The organism is Nocardia alba NBRC 108234 (assembly GCF_001612665.1).
GTDB lineage: Bacteria > Actinomycetota > Actinomycetes > Mycobacteriales > Mycobacteriaceae > Nocardia > Nocardia alba.
The window spans coordinates 97,181-120,256 of record NZ_BDAX01000004.1 but is presented as its reverse complement, the minus strand read 5'-3'; the positions used below and the strand labels follow the sequence as shown (position 1 = coordinate 120,256).

24 protein-coding genes and 1 tRNA gene are annotated in these 23,076 nt (G+C 67.4%); 13 read left to right on the top strand and 12 right to left on the bottom strand.

All coding sequences use genetic code 11. The features are described 5' to 3' along the window. Window positions 1-34 precede the first annotated feature (34 nt). Window positions 35-583 carry a histidine phosphatase family protein gene (locus NA12_RS07915; RefSeq protein ID WP_067447872.1) on the top strand — a complete coding sequence of 183 codons (549 nt, stop codon included), beginning with the start codon at window positions 35-37 and terminating at the stop codon, window positions 581-583. 43 nt (window positions 584-626) lie between these two features. Here the strand turns inward: NA12_RS07915 and NA12_RS07910 are convergent. Both NA12_RS07910 and amaB read right to left on the bottom strand, forming a co-directional pair. Continuing rightward, window positions 627-700: transfer RNA gene (locus NA12_RS07910), tRNA-Met, on the bottom strand. Between the two features lie 53 nt (window positions 701-753). Continuing rightward, window positions 754-2,271, bottom strand: a complete 1,518-nt coding sequence (gene amaB, locus NA12_RS07905; protein WP_067447870.1) for an L-piperidine-6-carboxylate dehydrogenase — start codon at window positions 2,269-2,271, stop codon at window positions 754-756. Window positions 2,272-2,389: 118 nt separating this feature from the next. On the opposite strand from amaB, the gene NA12_RS07900 reads away from it, so the two are divergent. Beyond that, window positions 2,390-2,842, top strand: coding sequence for an Lrp/AsnC family transcriptional regulator (locus NA12_RS07900; RefSeq protein ID WP_056818059.1), 453 nt, complete (start codon window positions 2,390-2,392; stop codon window positions 2,840-2,842). Between the two features lie 66 nt (window positions 2,843-2,908). Then, a complete protein-coding gene (gene lat, locus NA12_RS07895) occupies window positions 2,909-4,249 on the top strand; it encodes an L-lysine 6-transaminase (RefSeq protein WP_067448008.1) in 1,341 nt (446 codons plus the stop codon). A gap of 1 nt (window position 4,250) precedes the next feature. On the opposite strand, the gene NA12_RS07890 is transcribed toward lat, so the two are convergent. The 4 genes from NA12_RS07890 to NA12_RS07875 all read right to left on the bottom strand — a co-directional run bounded on the left by NA12_RS07890 (window position 4,251) and on the right by NA12_RS07875 (window position 8,665). After that, on the bottom strand, window positions 4,251-4,595 hold the full coding sequence (locus tag NA12_RS07890) for a hypothetical protein (RefSeq protein WP_067447868.1): 345 nt from the start codon (window positions 4,593-4,595) through the stop codon (window positions 4,251-4,253). Between the two features lie 76 nt (window positions 4,596-4,671). Further along, entirely contained in the window at window positions 4,672-5,643 is a 972-nt protein-coding gene (locus NA12_RS07885) for a patatin-like phospholipase family protein (RefSeq protein ID WP_084472486.1), read from the bottom strand. Between the two features lie 127 nt (window positions 5,644-5,770). Then, a complete protein-coding gene (locus tag NA12_RS07880; protein WP_067447866.1) occupies window positions 5,771-7,585 on the bottom strand; it encodes an acetyl/propionyl/methylcrotonyl-CoA carboxylase subunit alpha in 1,815 nt (604 codons plus the stop codon). 189 nt (window positions 7,586-7,774) lie between these two features. Then, window positions 7,775-8,665: a sulfurtransferase gene (locus NA12_RS07875; RefSeq protein WP_067448004.1), complete on the bottom strand. Its 891-nt coding sequence runs from the start codon at window positions 8,663-8,665 to the stop codon at window positions 7,775-7,777. 148 nt (window positions 8,666-8,813) lie between these two features. Here NA12_RS07875 and NA12_RS07870 point away from each other — a divergent pair, with 148 nt between their 5' ends. Beyond that, window positions 8,814-9,578 (top strand): helix-turn-helix transcriptional regulator, encoded by a 765-nt coding sequence (locus tag NA12_RS07870; protein WP_067447864.1) that lies wholly within the window; start codon window positions 8,814-8,816, stop codon window positions 9,576-9,578. Here the strand turns inward: NA12_RS07870 and NA12_RS07865 are convergent. The 3 genes from NA12_RS07865 to NA12_RS07855 all read right to left on the bottom strand — a co-directional run bounded on the left by NA12_RS07865 (window position 9,504) and on the right by NA12_RS07855 (window position 12,261). Then, window positions 9,504-10,139, bottom strand: coding sequence for a nucleoside triphosphate pyrophosphatase (locus NA12_RS07865; RefSeq protein WP_067448003.1), 636 nt, complete (start codon window positions 10,137-10,139; stop codon window positions 9,504-9,506). The genes NA12_RS07870 and NA12_RS07865 overlap by 75 nt on opposite strands. Before the next feature lie 22 nt (window positions 10,140-10,161). Then, the gene (locus tag NA12_RS07860) at window positions 10,162-10,491 is read right to left on the bottom strand and encodes an acyl-CoA carboxylase epsilon subunit (protein WP_067447862.1); all 330 of its coding nucleotides are present in this window, start codon (window positions 10,489-10,491) and stop codon (window positions 10,162-10,164) included. A gap of 129 nt (window positions 10,492-10,620) precedes the next feature. Then, window positions 10,621-12,261 (bottom strand): acyl-CoA carboxylase subunit beta, encoded by a 1,641-nt coding sequence (locus tag NA12_RS07855; protein WP_067447861.1) that lies wholly within the window; start codon window positions 12,259-12,261, stop codon window positions 10,621-10,623. 123 nt (window positions 12,262-12,384) lie between these two features. Here NA12_RS07855 and NA12_RS07850 point away from each other — a divergent pair, with 123 nt between their 5' ends. Then, complete coding sequence (locus tag NA12_RS07850; protein WP_067447859.1) at window positions 12,385-13,173, top strand: biotin--[acetyl-CoA-carboxylase] ligase; 789 nt, start codon at window positions 12,385-12,387, stop codon at window positions 13,171-13,173. A 35-nt stretch (window positions 13,174-13,208) separates the two neighbouring features. On the opposite strand, the gene NA12_RS07845 is transcribed toward NA12_RS07850, so the two are convergent. Continuing rightward, window positions 13,209-14,177, bottom strand: coding sequence for an acyl-ACP desaturase (locus NA12_RS07845; RefSeq protein WP_067447856.1), 969 nt, complete (start codon window positions 14,175-14,177; stop codon window positions 13,209-13,211). A 149-nt stretch (window positions 14,178-14,326) separates the two neighbouring features. On the opposite strand from NA12_RS07845, the gene NA12_RS07840 reads away from it, so the two are divergent. The 3 genes from NA12_RS07840 to NA12_RS07830 all read left to right on the top strand — a co-directional run bounded on the left by NA12_RS07840 (window position 14,327) and on the right by NA12_RS07830 (window position 16,979). After that, complete coding sequence (locus tag NA12_RS07840) at window positions 14,327-14,860, top strand: PH domain-containing protein (protein WP_067447854.1); 534 nt, start codon at window positions 14,327-14,329, stop codon at window positions 14,858-14,860. 106 nt (window positions 14,861-14,966) lie between these two features. Then, window positions 14,967-15,665 carry a response regulator transcription factor gene (locus NA12_RS07835; RefSeq protein WP_056818039.1) on the top strand — a complete coding sequence of 233 codons (699 nt, stop codon included), beginning with the start codon at window positions 14,967-14,969 and terminating at the stop codon, window positions 15,663-15,665. Between the two features lie 6 nt (window positions 15,666-15,671). Further along, entirely contained in the window at window positions 15,672-16,979 is a 1,308-nt protein-coding gene (locus tag NA12_RS07830; RefSeq protein ID WP_067447852.1) for a sensor histidine kinase, read from the top strand. Between the two features lies 1 nt (window position 16,980). On the opposite strand, the gene NA12_RS07825 is transcribed toward NA12_RS07830, so the two are convergent. After that, the gene (locus tag NA12_RS07825) at window positions 16,981-17,523 is read right to left on the bottom strand and encodes a GtrA family protein (protein ID WP_067447850.1); all 543 of its coding nucleotides are present in this window, start codon (window positions 17,521-17,523) and stop codon (window positions 16,981-16,983) included. Between the two features lie 57 nt (window positions 17,524-17,580). On the opposite strand from NA12_RS07825, the gene NA12_RS07820 reads away from it, so the two are divergent. Both NA12_RS07820 and purE read left to right on the top strand, forming a co-directional pair. Beyond that, entirely contained in the window at window positions 17,581-18,786 is a 1,206-nt protein-coding gene (locus NA12_RS07820; RefSeq protein WP_255284069.1) for a 5-(carboxyamino)imidazole ribonucleotide synthase, read from the top strand. Window positions 18,787-18,829: 43 nt separating this feature from the next. Next, a complete protein-coding gene (purE, locus tag NA12_RS07815; protein ID WP_255284068.1) occupies window positions 18,830-19,339 on the top strand; it encodes a 5-(carboxyamino)imidazole ribonucleotide mutase in 510 nt (169 codons plus the stop codon). Between the two features lie 94 nt (window positions 19,340-19,433). Here the strand turns inward: purE and NA12_RS07810 are convergent, their stop codons facing one another. Beyond that, window positions 19,434-20,372, bottom strand: coding sequence for an alpha/beta fold hydrolase (locus tag NA12_RS07810; protein ID WP_067447848.1), 939 nt, complete (start codon window positions 20,370-20,372; stop codon window positions 19,434-19,436). An 84-nt stretch (window positions 20,373-20,456) separates the two neighbouring features. On the opposite strand from NA12_RS07810, the gene NA12_RS07805 reads away from it, so the two are divergent. The 3 genes from NA12_RS07805 to NA12_RS07795 all read left to right on the top strand — a co-directional run bounded on the left by NA12_RS07805 (window position 20,457) and on the right by NA12_RS07795 (window position 23,068). Then, entirely contained in the window at window positions 20,457-21,038 is a 582-nt protein-coding gene (locus tag NA12_RS07805) for a TetR/AcrR family transcriptional regulator (RefSeq protein ID WP_067447847.1), read from the top strand. A gap of 35 nt (window positions 21,039-21,073) precedes the next feature. Next, window positions 21,074-21,733: a TetR/AcrR family transcriptional regulator gene (locus tag NA12_RS07800; protein WP_067447844.1), complete on the top strand. Its 660-nt coding sequence runs from the start codon at window positions 21,074-21,076 to the stop codon at window positions 21,731-21,733. 174 nt (window positions 21,734-21,907) lie between these two features. Then, window positions 21,908-23,068, top strand: coding sequence for an acyl-CoA dehydrogenase (locus tag NA12_RS07795; protein WP_067447997.1), 1,161 nt, complete (start codon window positions 21,908-21,910; stop codon window positions 23,066-23,068). The last annotated feature ends 8 nt before the right edge of the window (window positions 23,069-23,076 follow it).

Sequence of the window (23,076 nt, the reverse complement as noted above, 5' to 3'; positions counted from 1 at the left end):
GCGTGGATCGCATTCGTCGCTACCCTCGACTCTCGTGCAAACGGTGCTGAGAGTCGACCTTGTCGGCCATGGCCTTACCGAGGCGGTACGTAAGGCGCGTTTTCCTGTTGATGAAGCCCTCGACGAGTCGGGGCGGGCCGCGGTGCGGGCCTGCGCGCCGCTGGCGGACGCGTTGGTCCGGACCGGACCGGAACGGCGCGTTCGCGAGACGGCCGAGGAGTTGGGCCTGGCCGGCGAACAGGATGTGCGATTACGGGATCTCGATGCCGGGGCGTGGCGGGGTAGTGCGATGGGCGAACTTGCGCAGGACCAGTTGTTCGCCTGGCTCACCGATCCCGAATTCCGCGGGCACGGTGGGGAATCGATCACCGATCTGGTCGAGCGGGTGCGCTTCTGGCTGGCCGAGATCGCCACCTCGGGTCGCAACACCGTGGCGGTGACGCATCCGGCCGTGGTGCGCGCCGCGCTGCTCGTGGTGCTCGACGCACCGGCGAAGTCGTTCTGGCGCATGGATGTTCCGCCCGCGAGCATCACCCGGCTGCACTACCGGGGGACCTGGACCCTGCGGCTCGGCAACGGATAACGAAGAAGGCCCCGGAGTAAGAACTCCGGGGCCTTCTTCGTAGTAGCGGGAACAGGATTTGAACCTGCGACCTCTGGGTTATGAGCCCAGCGAGCTACCGAGCTGCTCCATCCCGCGTTGCAAATACCACTTTACACGGGGTGGGGTGGAAGGCGAAATCGCTGGCCTGATCAGCCGAAATGGATGCCCTGGGCGAGCGGGAGTTCGGTGGAGTAGTTGACCGTGTTGGTGGCGCGGCGCATGTAGGCCTTCCAGGAATCGGAGCCCGACTCCCGACCGCCACCGGTCTGTTTCTCCCCGCCGAACGCGCCGCCGATCTCCGCGCCCGATGTTCCGATGTTGACATTGGCGATGCCGCAGTCCGAACCGGCGAGGAACTGTTCGGCCTCACGCTGGTCGAGAGTGAAGATCGACGAGGAAAGTCCCTGGGTCACACCGTTGTTGATGGCGATGGCCTCGTCGAGTTCGTCGTAGGTGAGCACATACAGAATCGGCGCGAAGGTTTCCTCACGCACGAGTTCGGTCTGCCCGGGCATGCGAACGAGGGCGGGCCGCACATAGTAGGCGTCGGGTCCGAGCGTCTCGATTCGCTCACCGCCGCAGATGATGTCGCCGCCCTCGGCCACCGAACCGACCAGCGCCTTCTGCATCGCGGCGAAGGCGCGCTCATCGATCAGCGGCCCGACCAGCACACCGTCGTCGAGTGGATTGCCCACGGGGAGTTGGCTGTACGCCGCCGCGAGTCTTTCGACCAGTCGGTCGGCGATCGAACGATGCACGATCAACCGTCGCAGACTCGTGCACCGCTGGCCCGCCGTCCCCGCCGCGGCGAAGACGATGCCGCGCACCGCCAGCTCCAGATCGGCGCTCGGCGCGACGATCGCGGCGTTGTTGCCGCCCAGCTCGAGCAGGCACCGTCCGAAGCGCCCGGCTACCCGTGGGGCGACGGCGGCGCCCATCCGCACCGAGCCCGTCGCGCTCACCAGGGCGACCCGGCCATCATCGACCAACGCCGCCCCGACACTCGCATCGCCCTGGATCAGTTGGTGCACAGCGGGATCCGCGCCCACATCGACCGCCGCGCGCCGCAACAGCGTGTGGCAGGCCAGCGCCGTCAACGGTGTGGTTTCCGAGGGCTTCCACACCACCGTGTCGCCGCACACCAGGGCGATCGCGGTATTCCAAGCCCATACCGCGACAGGGAAATTGAACGCCGAGATCACCCCGACGACGCCGAGCGGGTGCCACGTCTCCATGAGCCGGTGACCGGGGCGCTCGGAAGGCATTGTGGCGCCGTAGAGCTGGCGCGAGAGCCCGATCGCGAACTCGCAGACATCGATCATCTCCTGCACCTCGCCCAGCGCCTCGGGGCCGATCTTGCCCGCCTCCAAGGTCACCAGCTCGGCCAGTTCGTCCCGATGGGCCACCAGCAATTGGGCCAGCCTGCGCACCAAGCCCGCTCGCACCGGTGCCGGGACGGTGCGCCAGGTCTCGAACGCGGTGGCGGCGCGGCCGATCGCGGCATCGACGTCGACGGGGGCGTCGACGGCAAGCGACAACAGGACGCCGCCGGAGATCGGCGTGCGTGCAGGCAACGGGCCGGGCTCCGGTACAGCGGCGCCGAGGCCGTGCAGTAGCGCCCTGGCCCGCAAGGAGAGCTGCTCGGAGAAGTTCACGGTCTGCGTCATCGGTACTCTGCTCACCTTCTGCTGTTTGGTACGACTCACGGAAAAGTTCGGGAGAATTCGGTGGGGAGCGGCAAGAAGTTTTCCCCGCGTGAGCCCCACGCTGCGTTAGCCTTCGCTGATGGCGGATACACCGGCTCGACCCCAGCTCGACGACATCGATCGACTATTGATCAAAGAACTGATGGCAGACGGTCGCGCCACACTGTCGAATCTGGCCGAGAAAGCCAGCCTTTCGGTCTCCGCGGTGCAATCGCGGGTGCGCAGGCTCGAAGCGCGCGGCGTGATCCGCGGGTACGCGGCGCAGGTGGACCCCGAAGCGCTGGGGCACTTGTTGTCGGCGTTCGTCGCTATCACTCCTCTCGATCCGTCCCAGCCCGACGACGCGCCCGCCCTGTTGCAGCACATCCCCGGCATCGAGGGGTGCCACTCGGTGGCGGGCGAGGAGAGCTACGTCCTGCTGGTGCGGGTGGCCTCGCCTCGGCATCTGGAACATCTGCTGCAGGAGATCAGGGCCACGGCCAACGTGCACACCCGCAGCACCATCATCCTGCAGACATTCTATGACAGGTAGAGATTGTCCGTAATTTGATTCGTAATTACGTAGAACTTCCGTAAAAATTTGCGTATCGTCGGTTTCATGACCATCGAACTGGAGCGTCCTGGCGCGGCGGTCATCCCCGCCGACCGGGTCCACGAAATCCTGTCCTCGCACATCCTCGCGGACGGTTTCGAGCTGGTGCTCGACCTACACCGATCGCACGGTCGCACGCTCGTCGACGAGCGCGACGGCACGAGCTACCTCGATATGTTCGGTTTCTTCGCCTCGAACGCACTCGGGATGAACCACCCCGCACTGGCCGGCGACGAAGATTTTCTCGCCGAACTGGCCACCGCCGCGCTGAACAAACCGAGCAACTCCGACATCTACACCGTCGAGATGGCCCGCTTCGTCGATACCTTCGCCCGCGTGCTCGGTGATCCGCGCCTGCCGCACCTGTTCTTCGTCGACGGCGGCGCGCTCGCGGTGGAGAACGCGTTGAAAGTCGCTTTCGACTGGAAGAGTCGGCACAACCAATTGCACAGTCGTGCACCGGAACTCGGTACCAAGGTGCTGCACCTGACGGGCGCATTTCATGGCCGGAGCGGATATACGTTGTCGCTCACCAACACCGACCCCGTCAAGACCGCGCGATTCCCGAAGTTCGAGTGGCCGCGAATCGACACACCGCACACCTTCGCGGGCCCCGATATCGCCGCCCTCGAAGCGCGGGCGCTGGCCCAGGCCGAACAGGCGTTCGCCGACAGCCCGCACGACATCGCCTGTTTCATCGCCGAACCGATCCAGGGCGAAGGCGGCGACCGTCATCTGCGGCCGGAATTCCTCGCCGCGATGCAACGGTTGTGCCACGCCAACGACGCGCTGTTCGTCCTCGATGAGGTGCAGACCGGCGTCGGCCTGACCGGAACCACCTGGGCCTTCCAGCAATTGGGTGTCACGCCCGACGTGGTGGCCTTCGGCAAGAAGACCCAGATCTGCGGGATCATGGCAGGCGGCCGGGTCGACGAGGTGGCCGACAATGTCTTCCGGGTGAGCTCACGACTCAACTCCACCTGGGGCGGCAACCTCACCGACATGGTGCGCACTCGACGCATTCTCGAAGTGCTGGAACAGGATCGGCTGATCGAGGGCGTAGGTCCGCTGGGCGCGTTCCTGCTCGACCGGCTCGGCGAGCTGGTCGCCGCGCACCCCGACACGGTCGGTGAGGCGCGTGGTCGCGGGCTGATGTGCGCGGTGACGCTGGCCTCGCCCGAGCTGCGCGATCGGGTGGTGGCGCAACTGCGCGAGCGTGAGCACGTGCTGCTGCTCGGTACGGGCGAGCGCGGCATCCGTTTCCGTCCGCCGCTGACGGTTACCGAAGACGAATTGAGTGCGGCCGTCGACGCACTCGACGCGGTGCTCACGCGAGAACGCCGGTAACTCAGGCGGGCACGGCGGTCAATCCGAGTGCGCCCGCGACGAAGCGGTGAACGGAGGCCAGACCGGCGGCCAGCGCCTCGTCCTCGCCTGGACGGGCCCACCCGGTGACGGCCGCGGTGTCGTCGGGGCCCGGGGTCACGCCGATCTCGGCGACCATCTCCGCCGTCGTCGGCACGCAGACCGCCCAGGAGAAGTGCGACTCATCCGCCCACTGCGCGGACCGGGTGGCCACGTAGTCGGGATCGGTGACGCCGCCATCGGCCAGCGCGGGTCGGTCGTCGATGCGCTCGTCGGCGCGCAGCGCGCGCAGATACCAGGACCCTGCGTTGATCTCGATCGGTTCCACACGAGCAGCCTAGTGTTCGATTGCCGGGCGGTGCCTGCCGAGGCCGCGGCTCCGGACGGGTGCGGTCGAGCCGAGGTCAGGCTGTGCGGAGGGTGCCGCCGCCGAGCAGGGAATGAACCGCCGTGCGGCCGATGTCGAGGGCGCGCGTGAGCAGGTCGGTGTCGCGGGCCGCGCTGTCGATGGCCGGGGAGCCGGCGGGTGGGTGGACCTGGAGGACTTGCTCGCCCAGGCCGTCGAGGTAGCTGTCCTCCATCGCCTGCTGACCCGGCCGCTTACTCCAGGCCCGGAACGCGCCGGGCGCGATGGCACGCATGTAACCGCCGCCGATCACCCGATGCAGCAGGGGAGCTGGCGGGCGCAGTTCATCGGTCCGGCGGGTGCGCAGGACCAGAGCGTGGGTGGTGCCCGCGGCCACCGCGGTACGGATCGGGATGGTTTCGGTGAGACCGCCGTCGAAGTAGCTGCTGCCCGCGAGCGCGACGGGTGGTCCCGCCAGCAGTGGAAGGCCCGCGGAGGCCCGCAGCGCCGTCATGAGGGTCTGTTTGTCGGTGATGTAGGGCCCGAGGTCCACCGACTGCCCGGTGCGGATATCGGTCGCGATGGGGTGGAAGGTGGTGGGATTGGCCAGGATGGCGGGGAAGTCCATCGGCTCGATACCGTCGTACACGCGATGCACCAGGTAGTGCAGATCGAAGACGGGCCGACCGCGGAAGATCCGCACCGGGTCGACCACACGGCGCATGATCGCCGGATCGGTCCACGATCGCATCCCGGTCGCCGCCCGCCCGCACAGCAACCACGCCCCATTGATCGCTCCGGCCGAGGTGCCGTACACGGCGTCGAAGATCTTCGCCAGACCCAGCTCCTCCAGCGCCTGCACCATGCCGCTGGAGTACACACCGCGGCTGCCACCGCCCTCGATCACCAGCGCGAGGCGATTGCCGTCGGCGCGACTACCGGCTTCCCGGCGAGCCTGGATGACCTCGGCCACCGTTGCCGAACCCGGCGTCGAGAGCGGGTCCAGGTCGGTGTACGCAGTACTGGTCACCCGACCCACCCTACGACAGAATCTTCACCCACTCCCGGTGGATACAGGTGATCTTCGCCGTCCGTTCACCCCCGCGAACGCCAACGGGCGCCGGTCCTCGGAGACCGGCGCCCGTTGGTGAGATTTTCTACTTGATCTCCGCCAGGACAGTGCCCTGGGTGATCGCCGCACCCGTCGCGACGGCCAGCCCGGTGACGACACCGGCCTTGTGCGCGTTGACCGGGTTCTCCATCTTCATGGCCTCGAGCACCACGATCAGGTCGCCCGCTTCGACGGTCTGGCCCTCTTCGACCGCGACCTTCACGACGGTGCCCTGCATCGGCGCGGTCACCGCGTCGCCCGATGCGGCACCCGCGCCCGCGCCGCCACGCTTGCGCGCCTTCGGCTTCTTGCGCACCACACCGTTGCCGGCCGCGGCCGCGCCGCCGCCGAGGGTGAACTGACCGGGCAGCGACACCTCGACGCGACGGCCACCGACCTCGACGACAACCTTCTGCCGGGGCAGATCGTCGTCGTCATCGGCGGACGCGCCACCGGCGGTGTAGGGCTCGACGGTGTTGGTCCACTCGTTCTCGATCCACTTGGTGTAGATATCAAAGGACTTCTGGCCGGTCTTTTCATCGACACTGCCGATGAAGGCCGGGTCCTCGATGACCGCGCGGTGGAACGGGATCACCGTCGCCAGGCCATCGACCTCGAACTCGGCCAGCGCGCGGCGGGCACGCTGCAGCGCCTGCTCACGGTTCTCGCCGGTCACGATCAGCTTGGCCAGCATCGAGTCGAACTGACCACCGATGACGCTGCCCTGGACCACACCGGAGTCGACGCGTACGCCGGGACCAGTGGGCTCGCGGTAGACGTTCACCGGGCCGGGAGCGGGCAGGAAGCCGCGACCGGCGTCCTCGCCGTTGATCCGGAATTCGAACGAGTGGCCGCGCGGGGTCGGGTCTTCCTTGATGCTCAGTTCCTCGCCGTTGGCGATCGCGAACTGCTGACGCACCAGGTCGATGCCCGCGGTCTCCTCGGTGACCGGGTGCTCCACCTGCAGGCGGGTGTTCACCTCGAGGAACGACACGGTCTCGCCCTGCACCAGGTACTCCACCGTGCCCGCGCCGTAGTAGCCCGCCTCGCGGCAGATGCGCTTGGCCGACTCGTGGATGGCGGCGCGAACCTCGTCGGACAGGAACGGCGCGGGCGCCTCCTCGACGAGCTTCTGGAATCGGCGCTGCAGCGAGCAGTCGCGGGTACCGGCGACGACCACGTTGCCGTGCTGGTCGGCGATGACCTGGGCTTCGACGTGGCGGGCCTTGTCGAGGTACTGCTCGACGAAGCACTCGCCGCGCCCGAAGGCGGCGATGGCCTCACGGGTCGCCGACTCGAACAGCTCGGGGATCTCCTCGATGGTGTGGGCGACCTTCATGCCGCGGCCACCGCCACCGAAGGCGGCCTTGATGGCCACCGGGACGCCGTATTCCTTGGCGAACGCGACGACCTCGTCGGCGTTCTTGACCGGGTCCTTGGTACCGGCGGCCATCGGCGCCTTCGCCTTCTCGGCGATGTGGCGCGCGGTGACCTTGTCACCCAGGTCGCGGATGGACTGCGGCGACGGGCCGATCCAGATCAGCCCGGCGTCGATGACGGCCTGGGCGAAGTCGGCGTTCTCGGAAAGGAAACCGTAGCCGGGGTGGATCGCGTCGGCGCCGGACTTGGCCGCGGCGTCGAGGATCTTGTCGAACACGAGGTACGACTCGGCGGAGGTCTGACCGCCGAGGGCGAACGCCTCGTCGGCGAGCTTCACGAAGGGAGCGTCGGCATCGGGCTCGGCGTACACCGCGACGCTGGTGATTCCCGCGTCCTTGGCAGCCCGGATCACGCGAACCGCGATCTCGCCGCGGTTAGCTACGAGTACCTTCGTGATCCGTGCGCTGGCATGGCTGGGCACTGAAGCCTCCTGTGTGCAATCTGTGGTCGCTTCGGGGAACAGGTCGCCGGTTAGGCCCCGTACCCGGTATCGACAACTTTCGTCTCGGGCGAGTGTAGGCAGTGTGCCAACACCGCTCGAACTCGGCTAGCCCTACTGCCGAGTAGGTCGCAGGTCACACTACGCGGGGTCCAGTGATGTGAACATGTTTCAAATGATCTGATTCGCGACACCCGGTTCGGCGCCCGTTACAACAGGCACGCGCACCGAGTTGCCCCATTCGATCCACGAACCGTCGTAATTGCGCACCGACCTGCGACCGAGCAGGAATGTGAGGACGAACCAGGTGTGGCTGGACCGCTCGCCCACCCGGCTGTACACGACCAGATCCTCGGCAGGCAGCGCGCCGTAGATCTCGTCGAGGTCGGCGCGCGAACGGAAGCGGCCGTCGATGGTCGTAGCCTCGGTCCACGCGATGTTGACCGCTGTCGGCACATGTCCCTCGCGCAGGATCGCGTACTCCTGGTCGCCCGGCTTGTCCTGGAGTTCGCCGGTGTACTCCTGTGTCGAGCGCACGTCGACCAGGGGCTTTCCGAGCCTGGCGAGCACGTCCTCGCGGAACGCGCGGGCGGTCGTGTCGTCGCGCACGACCTCGGGGTAGTCGCTGGGCGTGGGGTAGGGCCGATCGAAGGTGGTGTCGCGTTCCTCGGAGATCCAGGCGTCGCGGCCGCCGTCGAGCAGGCGCACGTCCTCGTGGCCGAACAGGGTGAAGATCCACGCGGTGTGCGCGGCCTGGGCATTGCCACGATCGCCGTAGATGACGATGGTGTCGGCGCGCTCGATCCCCTTGGCGCGCATCAGTGCGGTGAAGCGCCGGCCGTCGATATAATCGCGGGTCACCGGGTCGCTCAGATCGCCACGCCAGTCGATCTTGACCGCGCCCGGGACATGGCCGATGTCGTAGAGCAGGATGTCATCGTTGGACTCGATGATTCGTAAACCACGCGCGCCGATGTTTGCGGACAGCCATTCTGTGGTTACCAATCGATGTGGGACTGCGTAGGAACCGAAGGCGGGGTGCGGATCCGGGGCGACGGGCACGGTGTGGTCCTTCACGCGAGTTGGGTGGCTGCGACCACGGTGTGGTCGCAGCCGATGGTAAGTGTGTCGTGGCACATCACGAATAGACACAATGGGCGAATAAAAGGCACGGATGTCCGATAAAGTCTCTGGAGAGGAGGGGTGAGCTATGTCCGATTCTTGGCCGCGACGGCGACTGCTCGCGATCCTACGTGGCGCCACCGAGCCCCTCGATGCCCAGGAACTGGCCCGCATCACCGGACAGCACGTCACCACAGTCCGATTCCACCTCGATGTCCTCACCCGTGAGTCGCTGGTTCGCCAGTTCCAGCAGCCCCCGCGCGGCCGTGGCCGCCCGCGTATCGGCTACCGCGCGGTGCAGCGCTCGGTGGGATATCAGGAGCTCGCGCAGGTACTCGCCGACCAACTCGGTTCCGATCCGGTGACTCGTTCCGCCGCCGCCGTCGCCGCGGGACGCGCGTGGGGAGCCCGCATGGACATCGGCACCCAGGCGGTGGAGACCCTCGCCGATGCCAGGGATATCACGATGTCGCTGATGTCCGAGCTCGGGTTCGCGCCCGAGAAAGAACCCGTCGGCGAGACGCCGGAGCACGTCCGGATCAATCTGACGGCGTGCCCGCTGCGGGAATTGGCCCGCTCACACTCCGAGGTGGTGTGTGGTGTGCACATGGGTCTCATGCGCGAGGTGCTCGAACGGAACGGCGCACGTGGGCGGGTGGACGTGCAGCTGCACCCCTTCGTCGAGCCGGAGCTGTGTACGGCCCGGCTCGACCTGACGATGACCGCGCCCGACCGCACCCCGGCCAAGGATTCGGGGGATCAGCACGTGATCGCGCCGTCAGTCCCGCGAATCCCGCCACAGCTGCGTGACACCGACACCGACGTCTTCGAGGAGTCGGCGCAACAGCGGTAATCCGATCCCGATGACGCTGGACGGATCGCCCTCGATCCGGTCGACGAACCAGCCGCCGAGCCCGTCGAGCGTGAACGCGCCCGCGACCTTCAGCGGCTCGCCCGAAGCGATGTAGGTATCGAGCTCGGCCGGTGTCGGCTTCGCGAAATACACCGTGGTACTGCTGCATTCGGCCGATTCGGCGACGATCGCACCGTCGCGCAACCGCAGCACGCAATGCCCGGTGACCAGATCCGCGTCGCGGCCCGCCATCGCGGCCCAGCGCTCGCGCGCCACCTCGGGGGTGTGTGGTTTGCCCTGCAGCTGCCCGTCGACGAGCAGCATCGAATCGCAGCCGACGACGACACAATCGGCATCGAATTCGGGAATCGACGCGGCGACGTCGGCCGCCTTGGCGCGAGCCAAGGCGACGACGACATCGTGCGAGGAGGTACCGGCGGGCAGTGCCGCCGATACCGCGTCCTCGTCTACGCCCGAGACCCGCACCACGGGATCGATGCCCGCGGTGCGCAGGATCCTGAGCCGGGCAGGCGAGGCCGAGGCCAGCACCAGCCTGGTCACCGTGGGATCAGCGTCGGTCACCTCAGCGCAGGTGCGACAGCATCGGGTACACGTACGGCGAGAACGGGTTCGTGCCCCGATGCATCAACGTCGAGTTGCCCCATGCGTCGGCCGGTCCGTTCGGTCCGCCGACGGGCGCGTCGGCGGACGCCGCGCTCAGAACGGCGACCAGAGCCGCGATGTCCTGATCGGTGGGTGACCCCTTGAGAATGCGGAACAGCGGTTCGCCCGCGACGTCGACGGCGGCCTGTGCCGCCGTGTCCGCAGGCAGTTCAGCCTTGGCGACGTCCGGCTCGACGACGAGCTCGAGCTCGGCGACTGTCAACACGTCTTCTTCTGCCACAGTTGTCACAGTGCCAGATCCTTCCTGCACTTACTTCGCTTCACAGCGCGGTTGACGCGATCATTCCCGGTGCGGCCGCACCGATCAATAGTTGTCTTCCACAACAAGTGTGCGCGGCCTATCCGGGTTATCGCGTTTTCAGAGCGGAATGTTGCCGTGCTTCTTCGGCGGCATGGTCACCATCTTGCGCTCGAGCAGCCGCAGCGCCGACACGATCTGGCCACGGGTGTGCGAGGGCGGGATGACCGCGTCGACGTAGCCACGCTCGGCGGCGACATACGGGTTCACGAGAGTGTCCTCGTACTCGTTCTGCAGCTCGAGGCGCAGCGCATCGACATCGTCGCCGTTCTTGGCGGCATCGACCAGCTGCTTGCGGTAGACGAAACCCACGGCGCCGGAAGCGCCCATCACGGCGATCTGGGCGGTCGGCCACGCCAGGTTCACATCGGCGCCCATGTGCTTGGAGCCCATGACGTCGTAGGCGCCGCCGTAGGCCTTGCGGGTGATGATCGTGATCTTGCCCACAGTGGCCTCACCGTAGGCGTAGAGCAGCTTCGCGCCGCGCCGGATGATGCCGTTGTATTCCTGGCCCGTGCCGGGCAGGAAGCCGGGCACGTCGACCAGGGTGATGATCGGGACGTTGAAGGCGTCGCAGGTGCGCACGAAGCGCGCGGCCTTCTCCGAGGCGTCGATATCGAGGCAGCCGGCGAACTGGGTCGGCTGGTTGGCGACGATGCCGACGCTGCGCCCGTCCACGCGACCGAAGCCGCAGATGATGTTCATCGCGCGCTCGGCCTGGACCTCGAGGAACTCGTCGTCGTCGAGCAGACGGCGGATGACCTCGTGCATGTCGTAGGGCTGGTTCGGCGAGTCCGGGATGATCGTGTCGAGCTCGATGTCCTCGTCGGTGAGGGCATCCTCGATCGCGCCGTTGATCGGGTCGGTCGGCGCGTGCCGAGGGGACTCGGCGCGGTTGTTGCTCGGCAGGTAGCTCAGCAGATCCTTGACGTAGTCGAGGGCGTCCTGCTCGCCGGAGGCCACGTAGTGGGCCACGCCGGACTTGACCATGTGGGTGTGCGCGCCACCGAGGTCCTCCATCGAGACCTCTTCACCGGTGACGGTCTTGATCACGTCGGGACCGGTGACGAACATCTGCGAGGTCTGATCGACCATCACCACGAAGTCGGTGAGCGCGGGGGAGTACACGTGACCGCCCGCGGCGGCGCCCATGATCAGCGAGATCTGCGGGATCACGCCGGAGGCCTGCACGTTGCGGTGGAAGATCTCGCCGTAGAGCCCGAGGGAGACAACGCCCTCCTGGATCCGCGCGCCCGCGCCTTCGTTGATGCCGACCAGCGGACGGCCGGTCTTGATCGCCAGGTCCATCACCTTGACGATCTTCTCGCCGTAGACCTCGCCTAGGGAACCGCCGAACACGGTGACGTCCTGGGAGAATAAGCAGACGTCGCGGCCGTCGATGGTGCCGTAACCGGTGACGACGCCGTCGCCGAGCGGGCGGTTGTGCTCCAGGCCGAAATTCACGCTGCGGTGTTTGGCGAGGGCATCGAGTTCCACGAAGGAGCCTTCGTCGACCAGGGCGAGGATGCGCTCGCGCGCTGTCATCTTGCCCTTGGCGTGCACTTTGTCCACCGCGGCCTCACCCATCGGGTGTTGCGCTTCTTCCAGCCGATTCCGCAGATCAGCCAGCTTCCCGGCGGTGGTGTGGATATCGGGGGCGCCCGCCGATTCCGATGCGGGCTGCTGCTGGACACTCGTCATGGGTTGCGAGTGTAACGAGTGACACCGTCGCGCACCACGGCAGTCTCGCCTACCGGCCAGTAGAGAAACCGCAGCTCTGTGTGGTCATGATCGTTCACAGCGAACTCGAGTAACGTTGCGGAAATGAACAGGGCGCCCATCGATGTACAGGTTCTACGCAGCTCGCCGGGCCTGTCTTTCTACGACGGGATCGATGTGGTCGAGTCGACCGGATCGACCAACGCCGATCTGGTCGCCCGTGCCGCCGACCCGGCCGTCGACCGGGTCGCGCTGCTGGCCGAAGAGCAGGTGAGTGGTCGCGGACGGCATGCCCGCGCGTGGGTGAGTCCGCCCCGCGCGCAGATCTCACTGTCGATCCTGACGCGCCTGCCCGGCATCGACCCCGCCGCGCTCGGCTGGTTGTCGTTGCTCACCGGTATCGCCGTGGTCGACGCGCTGCGCGCCACCGCGGGGGTCTCGCCGGAATTGAAGTGGCCCAACGATGTGCTGCTCGACGGCCGCAAGCTCGCGGGCATCCTGGCCGAGGTCGCCGTGACCGGGATCGCGCCCGCCGTGGTGGTCGGCATCGGGATGAATGTCAGCCTCGAGGAGTCGGAACTGCCTGTCGCCCACGCGACTTCGCTGAACCTGGCCGGCGCGCCCGACGTCGACCGCACCGCGTTGGTCGCGGCGATCCTGGCCGAGTTCTCGCGTCGGTTCACCGAATGGGAGCGGTCGGGCTGGGAGACAGCCGATCTCATCGGCGAGTATCGCCGGCGGTGCGCCACTATCGGCAGGCAAGTGCGTGCCGAACTGCCCGGCGGGACGGTGCTCACCGGGGTGGCGACCGATGTCGACGACACCGGCCGACTGCTCATCGGTGAGCGGGCGGTATCCGCGGGCGACGTTTCCCACCTGCGTGGACAGTACTGACGACGGACCCGGCGCGGGCCCGTCGTCAGTACTGATCAGCGTGCCGCGGCACTCGGGGTCGCGCGCTCGGCCACCTCGAGCTCGCGTGCCAGCAGTCGGTCGCGCTGTTCCTCGAACCGCAGCACGTCTTTCTCCAGCTTGTCGAGGAACAGCGCGAGTTCATCGCGCGCGGCCTCGCCGCGCGCGCCGAAGTCGTTGCGGTCGAAGACATTCCAGTTCTTGAGCACCGGCCGTATCACCTCGTCGAGGTGTTGGCGCAGGTCGTAGATGCCGTGCTTGGCCATCAGGACGCCGTTGCGCCGCCAGTTGGGCATGCCCGCGCCCGGCATCTGGAAATTGACGAGCACCTTGGTGATCGCGGGCATCACCTGGTCGGGGGCCAGGTCGAGGGCCGCCGCGCACAGGTTGCGGTAGAAGATCATGTGCAGGTTCTCGTCGGTGGCGACGCGGGCCAGCAGCTTGTCGGCGATCGGGTCCTCGCACACCCGACCGGTATTGCGGTGGCTCACCCGGGTGGCCAACTCCTGGAACGTCACATACGCGACGTTGACCAGGAACCCGCCCCAGTTCGCCGGCGCGTGCGCGCCCTGGGTCATGTGGACCATCCGCGCCTGCTCCAGCGCCACCGGGTCGACGCCGCGGGTGACGACGAGGTAGTCGCGGATCACGATGCCGTGGCGGTTCTCCTCCGCGGTCCAGCGGCCCACCCAGGTACCCCACGCGCCATCGAGGGAGAAGTTCTGGGCGATCTCGCGGTGGTAGGACGGCAGGTTGTCCTCGGTGAGCAGGTTCGTGATCATCGCAGCCTTGGCGACATCGCTGAGACCCGATTGTGATGGCTCCCAATCGATTCCGCCCATCGCGGCGAAATTGCGGCCTTCCTCCCACGGGACGTAATCGTGCGGATTCCAGTCCTTGGCGATGGAGAGGTGCCGGTTCAGGTTCTGTTCGGCCACAGGTTCGAGGGCAGTGAGGATTTCGAGCTGAGTCAGATCTTCGGTCATGCGTGCCTCCACTGTTGGTGTCGAGCAAGCAGATAAGGGGCAAAACCTGGCAGCTAGCGTGTAATCCACAGTATCGCCTCAGCCGTGGCATCGAGAAATGCGGCGCGACTGTCACCGGACTGGATGTGTCGGCGCGGTACTGTCGCATCATGGGTTATCCGGAGGATGTGCTCGCGCCCGACGAGCAGTTGATCCTGCACCGCCACCCGCACTGGAAAATGTTGGTGTGGCCCATCGTCATTCTCATCGTCGTGACCGCGATCGCCGGTTTCCTCGGCGGTTTGGCCTGGCGCAACACCACCGGCCATGTGCGCACGGTGTTGCTGATCCTGATCGGGCTGGCCTGGCTCGGGCTCGTCGCGTGGCGGGTCGTCGCGCGCGTGATCGCCTGGAAGTCGACGCATTTCATCGTCACCGGTCGACGGGTGCTGGTGCGCCAGGGCGTACTCACCCATACCGGCATCGATATCCCCCTCAGCCGGATCTCGAGTGTGCAGTTCCGGCACGGCCTACTGGACCGGGCGCTCGGCACCGGCACTCTGATCATCGGCTCGTCCTCGGAGGAGCCACTCGAGTACGACGACGTGCCCCAGGTCCAACAGGTCCATGCGCTGCTCTATCACCATGTGTTCGAGGCGGGCCGCTCCGCCAACGAGCAGCACTGGGGCGGCGGCTACCGGTGAGCTGCCCGTCCTCGCTGATCGCGAACACCGATCGGGTGTCGACGCGCGACGTTGCTCCGTTGCGCATGGCCGCAGCGCGGGCGGAGGTTTCGCCTAACCTGTGCAGATGACCGCTGTTCTGCTGGCCGAAGACGATGAGGCGATCGCCGCACCCCTGTCGCGCGCACTGGGACGCGAGGGCTACACCGTCACCGTCGAACGCTTCGGCCCCGCGGTATTGCGCCGTGCCCTCGAGGGCAATCACGACCTGCTGATCCTGGACCTGGGCCTACCGGGGATGGACGGGCTCGAGGTGTGCCGTCAGGTGCGCGCGAGCGGCGCCGACCTCGCCGTGCTGATGCTCACCGCCCGCACCGACGAGGTCGACTTCGTCGTCGGTCTCGACGCGGGCGCCGACGACTACGTGGGCAAACCGTTCCGGCTCGCCGAACTTCTCGCCCGGGTGCGAGCCCTGTTGCGGCGCAGCGGAATCGGTGACGACGCGGTGGAGGTCGGCGCGATCCGGCTCGAACCCGCGGCGCGGCGCGTGCTGGTCAACGGGGCCGAGGTGAACCTGGCCAACAAGGAGTACGAGCTGCTCAAGGTCCTCATCGACAGGGCGGGCCAGGTGGTGGCGCGCGAGACCATCCTGCGCGAGGTCTGGGGCGACGCCGACCTGCGCGGCTCCAAGACACTCGATATGCACATGTCCTGGTTGCGTCGCAAGATCGGCGACGAAGGCCCGATGGCGGAGCGTCGCATCGTCACCGTGCGCGGGGTCGGGTTCCGGCTCAATACCGACGGACCCACCTCGCACCGAGGCTGACCGGCAATGCGCCGTCGCATCCTGCGTTCGATCCTGACCGTGCTGACCATCACCACGGTGGTGCTCGGCGTGCCGCTGATCTACACCGCGTGGCTGTGGGTCGAGGACATCACCCGCAATGATCTGCAGAGCCGCCTCGATCGGATCTCGTCGGAGGTGATCGCCCAGGAGCGCGTCGACGGGACCGTCCACGACGGGCTCGACGTGCGCGCCATGAGCGCGCTGGTGCCGGAGGGCGGCAAACTCACCATCGTCTACCCGACTCCGCTCGACAACGCCGCGCGCACCGATATCGGCGTCGCGCAGGTGACGGATCCGCTGGTCGAATCGCTGTCGATGGGCACCTCCGGGTCGTTGCGGCTCGAGGTGCCCGCCGGACCGATGCATTCCCGGCAGGAGCAGGCGGTGGCCGCGGTAGCGCTGGCCGTGCTCGCTTCGCTGGGCGCGGCGTTCTCGGTCGCGGTGGTGACCGCGCGCCGTGTCGCCGACCCGCTGCGCGATGTGGCCGCCAGGGCGGCCCGGCTGGCGATGGGCGACTTCCGGCCCGATCCGCGCCGCCACGGCATCGCCGAACTGGACCGGGTCTCCGATGTGCTCGATTCGGCGACCGTCGAGATCGCGGGCCGCCTGCAACGCGAGCACGCGCTGGTGGCCGATGTCTCCCACCAGCTACGCAGCCGGCTGACTGCCGTTCGCTTACGTCTGGACGAGCTGTCCACCCATGCCGACCCCGAGGTGGTGCACGAGGCCGAGGAGGCGATGGCACAGGTCGACCGGCTCACCGACGCCATCGACGACCTGGTCCGCACCTCCCGCGACGAAGACGCCACCGACCGTGATCCGGTGCCGGTGATGGCCGAACTGCGCGGTGTCGCCACCGAGTGGACCCACCCCTTCCACGAGACCGGGCGCGAACTACTCCTGCTCGGTGACGAGTCCCTGCAGGCCCCGATCACCGGTTCGCGGCTGCGCGAGGCCGTCGCGGTGCTGGTCGACAATGCCCTGATGCACGGGGGCGGTACCTGCACGATCTCGGTGCGCACGGTCCCGACCATGAGCTCACGGGATCCGCTGATCTGCGTGGAGGTGTCCGACGAGGGTGAGGGTGTGCGCGACGAACTCGCGCCGCACATCTTCGATCGTGGATTCTCCGCGGGCGGGTCGACCGGTGTCGGTCTCGCGCTGGCCCGCGCGCTCGTCGAGGCCGACGGCGGCCGGCTCGAGTTGCAGCGTCGGCGCCCGGCCCTGTTCGCGGTGTTCCTCGGTTCCAAGCTCAACCGCCCCCAGAACGCGACGCTGACCGAGCCGCGCTGACTCAGGACTGGCCGAGGGGCTCCTCTTCGATCAGGTCCTCTAGCTGGGCGACGATGTCGTCGATCTCGTCGGGGAACACCCAGCGCCGCATCGCCCAGAAGCGGAAGGCCATCTGTAGCAGATTGCCGATGATGAACGCGCTGAAGAAATCGGCCACGTTCGCGACCATGAAACTCACATGGGGTTCACGGAGGTCGAGCCCGTAGATCGAGATCCACAGCGGAATATTGGCCAGGATCACCCCGATCCCGCTCACCGCGAAGAACAGCAGTGCTTCGTGGTGCTTGTCCCGACCGCCGCGATTCTTGAACGACCATTCCCGGTTCAGGACGTAGGAGGCGATCACCGCCACCACGCCCGAGATGATCTTCGCGGTCAATGGCTTGTCCGCGAGAATCGTCCATTTCAGGAAGTAGTACAGGCCGCTGTCGATCACGAACGTCGTAGCGCCGACGAGGGCGAATTTGATCAGCTCATTGTGCTTGATCGCGGTTTCGCGCACGCGCGGGGGAAGGACGCTGACCACGTCGTCGACGATTGACACGAGTTCTGAGTGTACCGGTCGCAAACATTCGCATTCGACGTGACAACATTGCACGACGTGAGTGCACGTTCATTCGATCCGTCAGCCATGCCCACCGTCACGATGGTCGGTGGGGGCCAACTCGCGCGCATGACGCACCAGGCCGCGGTGGCCTTGGGCCAGCGTCTACGGGTGCTCGCCGAGCGGCCCGACGACCCCGCCGCTCAGGTCACCCCCGACGTCGTACTCGGCAGCCACGACAATCTGTCCGCGCTGCGCGAGGCCGCGCGCGGTTCGCACGCGCTGACCTTCGACCACGAACACGTGCCGACCGAGCACCTCGAGGTACTGGTCGCCGAGGGCGTGAATGTGGCGCCGCCGCCGCGGGCGCTGATCTTCGCCCAGGACAAACTGGCCATGCGCACGAAGCTGTCCGCGCTCGGCCTGCCGGTTCCGGCGTTCGTCGAGGTGAACGCGGTCGCCGACGCCGTCGCCTTCGGGGACGAGCACGGCTGGCCGTTCGTGCTGAAGGCCGTGCGCGGCGGGTACGACGGTCGCGGGGTGTGGATGCCCGCCGACGCGGCCGAGGCCACCCGGTTGGTCACCGACCAGCTCGCGCACGGTGTGCAGTTGCTGGCCGAGTCGAAGGTCTCGTTGCGGCGCGAGCTGTCGGCGATGGTCGCGCGTTCGCCGTTCGGGCAGGCCGCGACCTGGCCGGTCGTGGAGACCGTGCAGCGCAACGGTCAGTGTGCCGTGGTGATCGCCCCCGCCCAGGACCTGGACGAGGACCTCGCCGCGCGCGCCGAGACCATGGCGCTCGAGCTCGCCGCCGGCCTCGGGGTGGTGGGTGTCATGGCGGTCGAGCTGTTCGAGACCCACGACGGCGAACTCCTGGTGAACGAGCTCGCGATGCGCCCGCACAACTCGGGTCACTGGGGCATGGACGGCGCCCGCACCGGCCAGTTCGAGCAGCACCTGCGCGCGGTCCTGGACTACCCGCTCGGTGATACGACGCCGCTCGCCCCGGTGACGGTGATGGCGAACATCCTCGGTGCCGCGCAGGCCCCGGAGATGGCGATGGACGAACGCCTGCACCACCTGTTCGCCCGCCTGCCCGATGCCAAGGTGCACCTCTACGGCAAAGGCGAACGCCCCGACCGCAAGATCGGGCACATCAACATCCTCGGCGAGGACACCACCGAGGTCAGGGAAAAGGCCGAGCGGGCGGCGCACTGGATGTCGCACGCCGTCTGGACCGACGGCTGGGACCCGCACGGCGCGTGAAACCGCTTCGACCACAACGCTTTCGACCACTTAAGGAACCCACGTGAGCACCAATGGACCCCAGGTCGGCCTGATCATGGGCAGCGACTCCGACTGGCCGACCATGGAAGCGGCCGCCGAGGCGCTCGCCGAATTCGGCATCCGCTTCGAAGTCGGCGTCGTCTCCGCCCACCGCACTCCCCAGCGCATGCTCGACTACGCCCGTGAAGCCGCGGGCCGCGGCCTGAAGGTGATCATCGCTGGCGCGGGCGGCGCCGCCCACCTGCCCGGCATGGTCGCCTCGGCCACCCCCCTGCCCGTCATCGGCGTCCCCGTCCCCCTGAAATACCTCGACGGCATGGACTCCCTGCTCTCCATCGTCCAAATGCCCGCGGGCGTCCCGGTGGCCACCGTCTCCATCGGCGGCGCCCGCAACGCGGGCCTGCTGGCGGCCCGCATCCTCGGTGCCTCCGACGAGTCCCTGCGCACCCGCATGGAACAGTTCCAGGCCGACCTCGAGAAAATGGTCCTCGCCAAGGACGAAGCCCTGCGCGACAAACTGCTCGGCAACTGAATCAGACCGGCCAGAAGGCGCGATAGGTCGCCGCGGGGACTCAGTCCAGGAACTCCCGCAGGATGTCGGCACCCCGGCGCGAAACCCTGCACTTTCATGGGTGCAGGAAATCGACGATGGCGTCGATGACCGCGTCGGGACGGTCGACCTGGACGAAATGGGAGGTTCGGTCGACGCGTGCCATCCGCGCGGACGGCAGGTGGGCGGCGAGTGTATCGGCGACCCGGGGGGACACGATCGGGTCGGGTTCGGTGCCGTAGACGGCGAGCAGCGGCACCGGGAAGCTGTCGAGATCAGCGAGGGTGGCCGCGAGCGCGGTCAGATCGGCGGGGCGAAGACCGTCCCGCAGGTGCCGCACGAAGGCGCGCGAGCCCGCGACGCTCGCCAGCGCGGATCCGTATTCGCCCGCCTCTTCCAGCGATTTCACCGTTTCGTCGAAATAGTGCGTGCGGTGGTGCGCCCATCGGAACGGCCGTCGTCGCACATATGCCGCGAGCCCGGCCGCGACGCCGGGCACCGCCAATGCGGCGGCGAGGGCGCGATGCTTGAATTCCGGCAACAGCGGCGAATGCAGGATCACCACCTTTCGGAACGCATCGGCGTCGGCAAGCGCGCGATGGAGAACGGGTAATCCCCCGAGCGAATTGCCCACCGCCGCACAACCTTCGATGCCGAGCGCGCGCTGGAATTCGCCCAGCCATTCGGCGATCTCGGCGGATCGAAACGTCGCACCATCGGGTGCTTCGCTGCGACCACAACCCGGCAGGTCGACCGCCACCACACGAAAATGCGCGCCGAGTGCGCCCAGCACATATCGCCACGAGTAGGACGCGGTCATCAGGCCGTGGACGAGCAACAGCGGCGGTCCGGTTCCGGTGCTGCGGTATCGAATTCGGACCCGGCCGTACCGGGCCGAGTCCATCGGCAGATCTACCGCCGGAAGCTGGAAGAAAGAATGGGGGCGAGCGGGTTCGGCGGGAAGATCCCGGAATCGCATCTGGCGAAAGGGGGTGGGCTGGACGGCTGTGGCCACCGGGGGCTCCGATCCTTGGTATCGTTCGTTCGAACGAACGAATCAACGATAACGCGGCCCGCGCCGCCGAGGGAAGTGAGACCCATGTCACAAGTGGAGCCCGCTCGGGAACGCATCGTCCAGGCCGTCGTGCGGATCATGGGCGCGGACGGCGCGGCGGCGGTGACCAATCGGCGGATCGCCGCCGAGGCGGGCATCTCGCTGGGAACGCTCACCTACCACTTCGCCACCCAGAGCGACCTGGTCGAAGCGGGCATGGCCGCCTTCGTCGCCGCGGAAACCGTGAAGTTCACCCAGCTCGCCGACCGGGCCGCCAACGGTGAGATCGACCTCGCGCAGGCCGGGGAGATGCTCGGTGCCATCGTCACCGACACCGGTTTCGGGGGTGACCACGTCGCGTGGTTCGAGCTCTTCGTCCAAGCGGCCCGACGCCCGGCCCTGCATTCCGCGACCACGGAATTCTTCGACACCTACGATCGCCTCGCCGTATCGATACTGCGTGCGCTCGGGGTGGGCGACGCCGAGTCGGTGGCGCCACTGGCGGTCGCGACATTGGTCGGCCTGCAACTGCGCCGATTGGCCGGCGGCGGGTCCCCCGACCAGGTCGTCGCGGGGATGACCGGGCTGATCGGGGCCTTCGCCGAGCCGCCGGAATCGCCTGCTTGATTCGTGCCGCGGGTCAGTGACTACGGTATAGCCCCGTGGCACACGATGACGCGGCGCAGTTTCGGCTCACGGTGGTTGATCAGGCGTTGCGATTGTTCGCCGAGCGGGGGTACGAGGCGACGACGGTGGATGAGATCGCGGTGGCGGCGGGGATCTCGCGGCGCACGTTCTTTCGGCAGTTCCGGTCCAAAGAGGATGTGATCTTCGCTGATCACGAGTTCCAGTTGGCCTCGGCGCAGGAATTTCTCGAAGGGGTCGAGGGGGATCCGTGGGAAGCGGTGTGCGAGGCCGTGATCGGGGTGTTCGAGCGGTTCACGCAGTGGCGTGACATCGCGGTGCGGCGGTATCAGGTGGTGCGGCGGGTGCCCGCGTTGCGTGAGCGCGAGATCGTCACGGTGTTCCGGTACGAGCGCCTGTTCACCGAGTTCCTGCGCGGCCGGTTGCCGGAGGTCCCGGACCTGGCCCGGGTGCAGTACACGGCCGCCGTCACCGCCACGCACAACTATCTGCTGCGGCGGATGGTGCGCGGGGAATCGGGCGCGGCCCTGGCCGATCTGCGCACCGAGCTGGCCATGATCCCGCGTGGCAGGCGGGCGCCGACCGAGCAGGAGGAGCTGGTGCTGGCCGTGTTCCCGCGCGACATGCCGCCACGCAAGGTGGCCGATCTACTCACCGCCCGCCTCGGTAACCTGTGAACGCCACCGGAGTCGCAACGCTTCGGTGGTGACACTGAGTGCCACCCGTATATCCGCATGTGGCGATAGAGTGGCGCGCGTATAATCCTCGGTAGGTTGGCACTGCGTGCCGACGCCACACGCGCTGTGAGCATCATCGCAGCGATCACGACCACGACCAGGAGTGTGCCCCCGATGGCTGGTAACCCCGATTTCGATCTGTTCAAGCTCGAGGACTTCCACGACGAGCTGCGTGGCGCCATTCGCGGCCTCGCGGAGAAGGAAATCGCGCCGTATGCCAAGGACGTCGACGGCAACGCTCGCTTCCCGGAGGAGGCGCTCACCGCGCTGAACGCCGCCGGCTTCAACGCCGTGCACGTGCCGGAGGCCTACGGCGGCCAGGGCGCCGACTCGGTCGCCACCTGTATCGTGATCGAGGAAGTCGCCCGCGTCTGTGGCTCGTCCTCGCTGATTCCCGCCGTGAACAAGCTCGGCACCATGGGCCTGATCCTCAACGGCTCCGAAGAGCTCAAGACCAAGGTTCTGGCCGACATCGTCAACGGCGAGATGGCCTCCTACGCGCTGTCCGAGCGTGAGGCCGGTTCCGACGCCGCCGCCATGCGCACCCGCGCCAAGGCCGATGGCGACGACTGGATCCTCAACGGCTCCAAGTGCTGGATCACCAACGGCGGCAAGTCTTCCTGGTACACCGTGATGGCCGTGACCGACGCCGACAAGGGCGCCAACGGCATCTCCTCGTTCCTGGTCCACAAGGACGACGAGGGCTTCGTGGTCGGCCCGCTCGAGCACAAGCTCGGTATCAAGGGTTCGCCCACCGCCGAGCTGTATTTCGAGAACTGCCGCATCCCCGGCGATCGCATCGTCGGCGAGCCCGGCACCGGTTTCAAGACCGCGCTGCAGACCCTCGACCACACCCGCCCGACCATCGGCGCGCAGGCCGTCGGCCTGGCCCAGGGCGCGCTCGACGCCGCGATCGCCTACACCAAGGATCGCAAGCAGTTCGGCAAGACCATCGCCAGCTTCCAGAACACCGAGTTCATGCTGGCCGACATGGCCATGAAGATCGAGGCCGCCCGCCTGATGGTCTACACCTCGGCCGCCCGCGCCGAGCGCGGCGAGAAGAACCTCGGCTTCATCTCCGCCGCCGCCAAGTGCTTCGCCTCGGACGTGGCCATGGAGGTCACCACCAACGCCGTCCAACTCTTCGGCGGCGCCGGCTACACCACCGACTTCCCGGTCGAGCGAATGATGCGCGACGCCAAGATCACCCAGATCTACGAGGGCACCAACCAGATCCAGCGCCTGGTGATGGCCCGCAACCTGCTCAAGGGCTGATTCCCGCA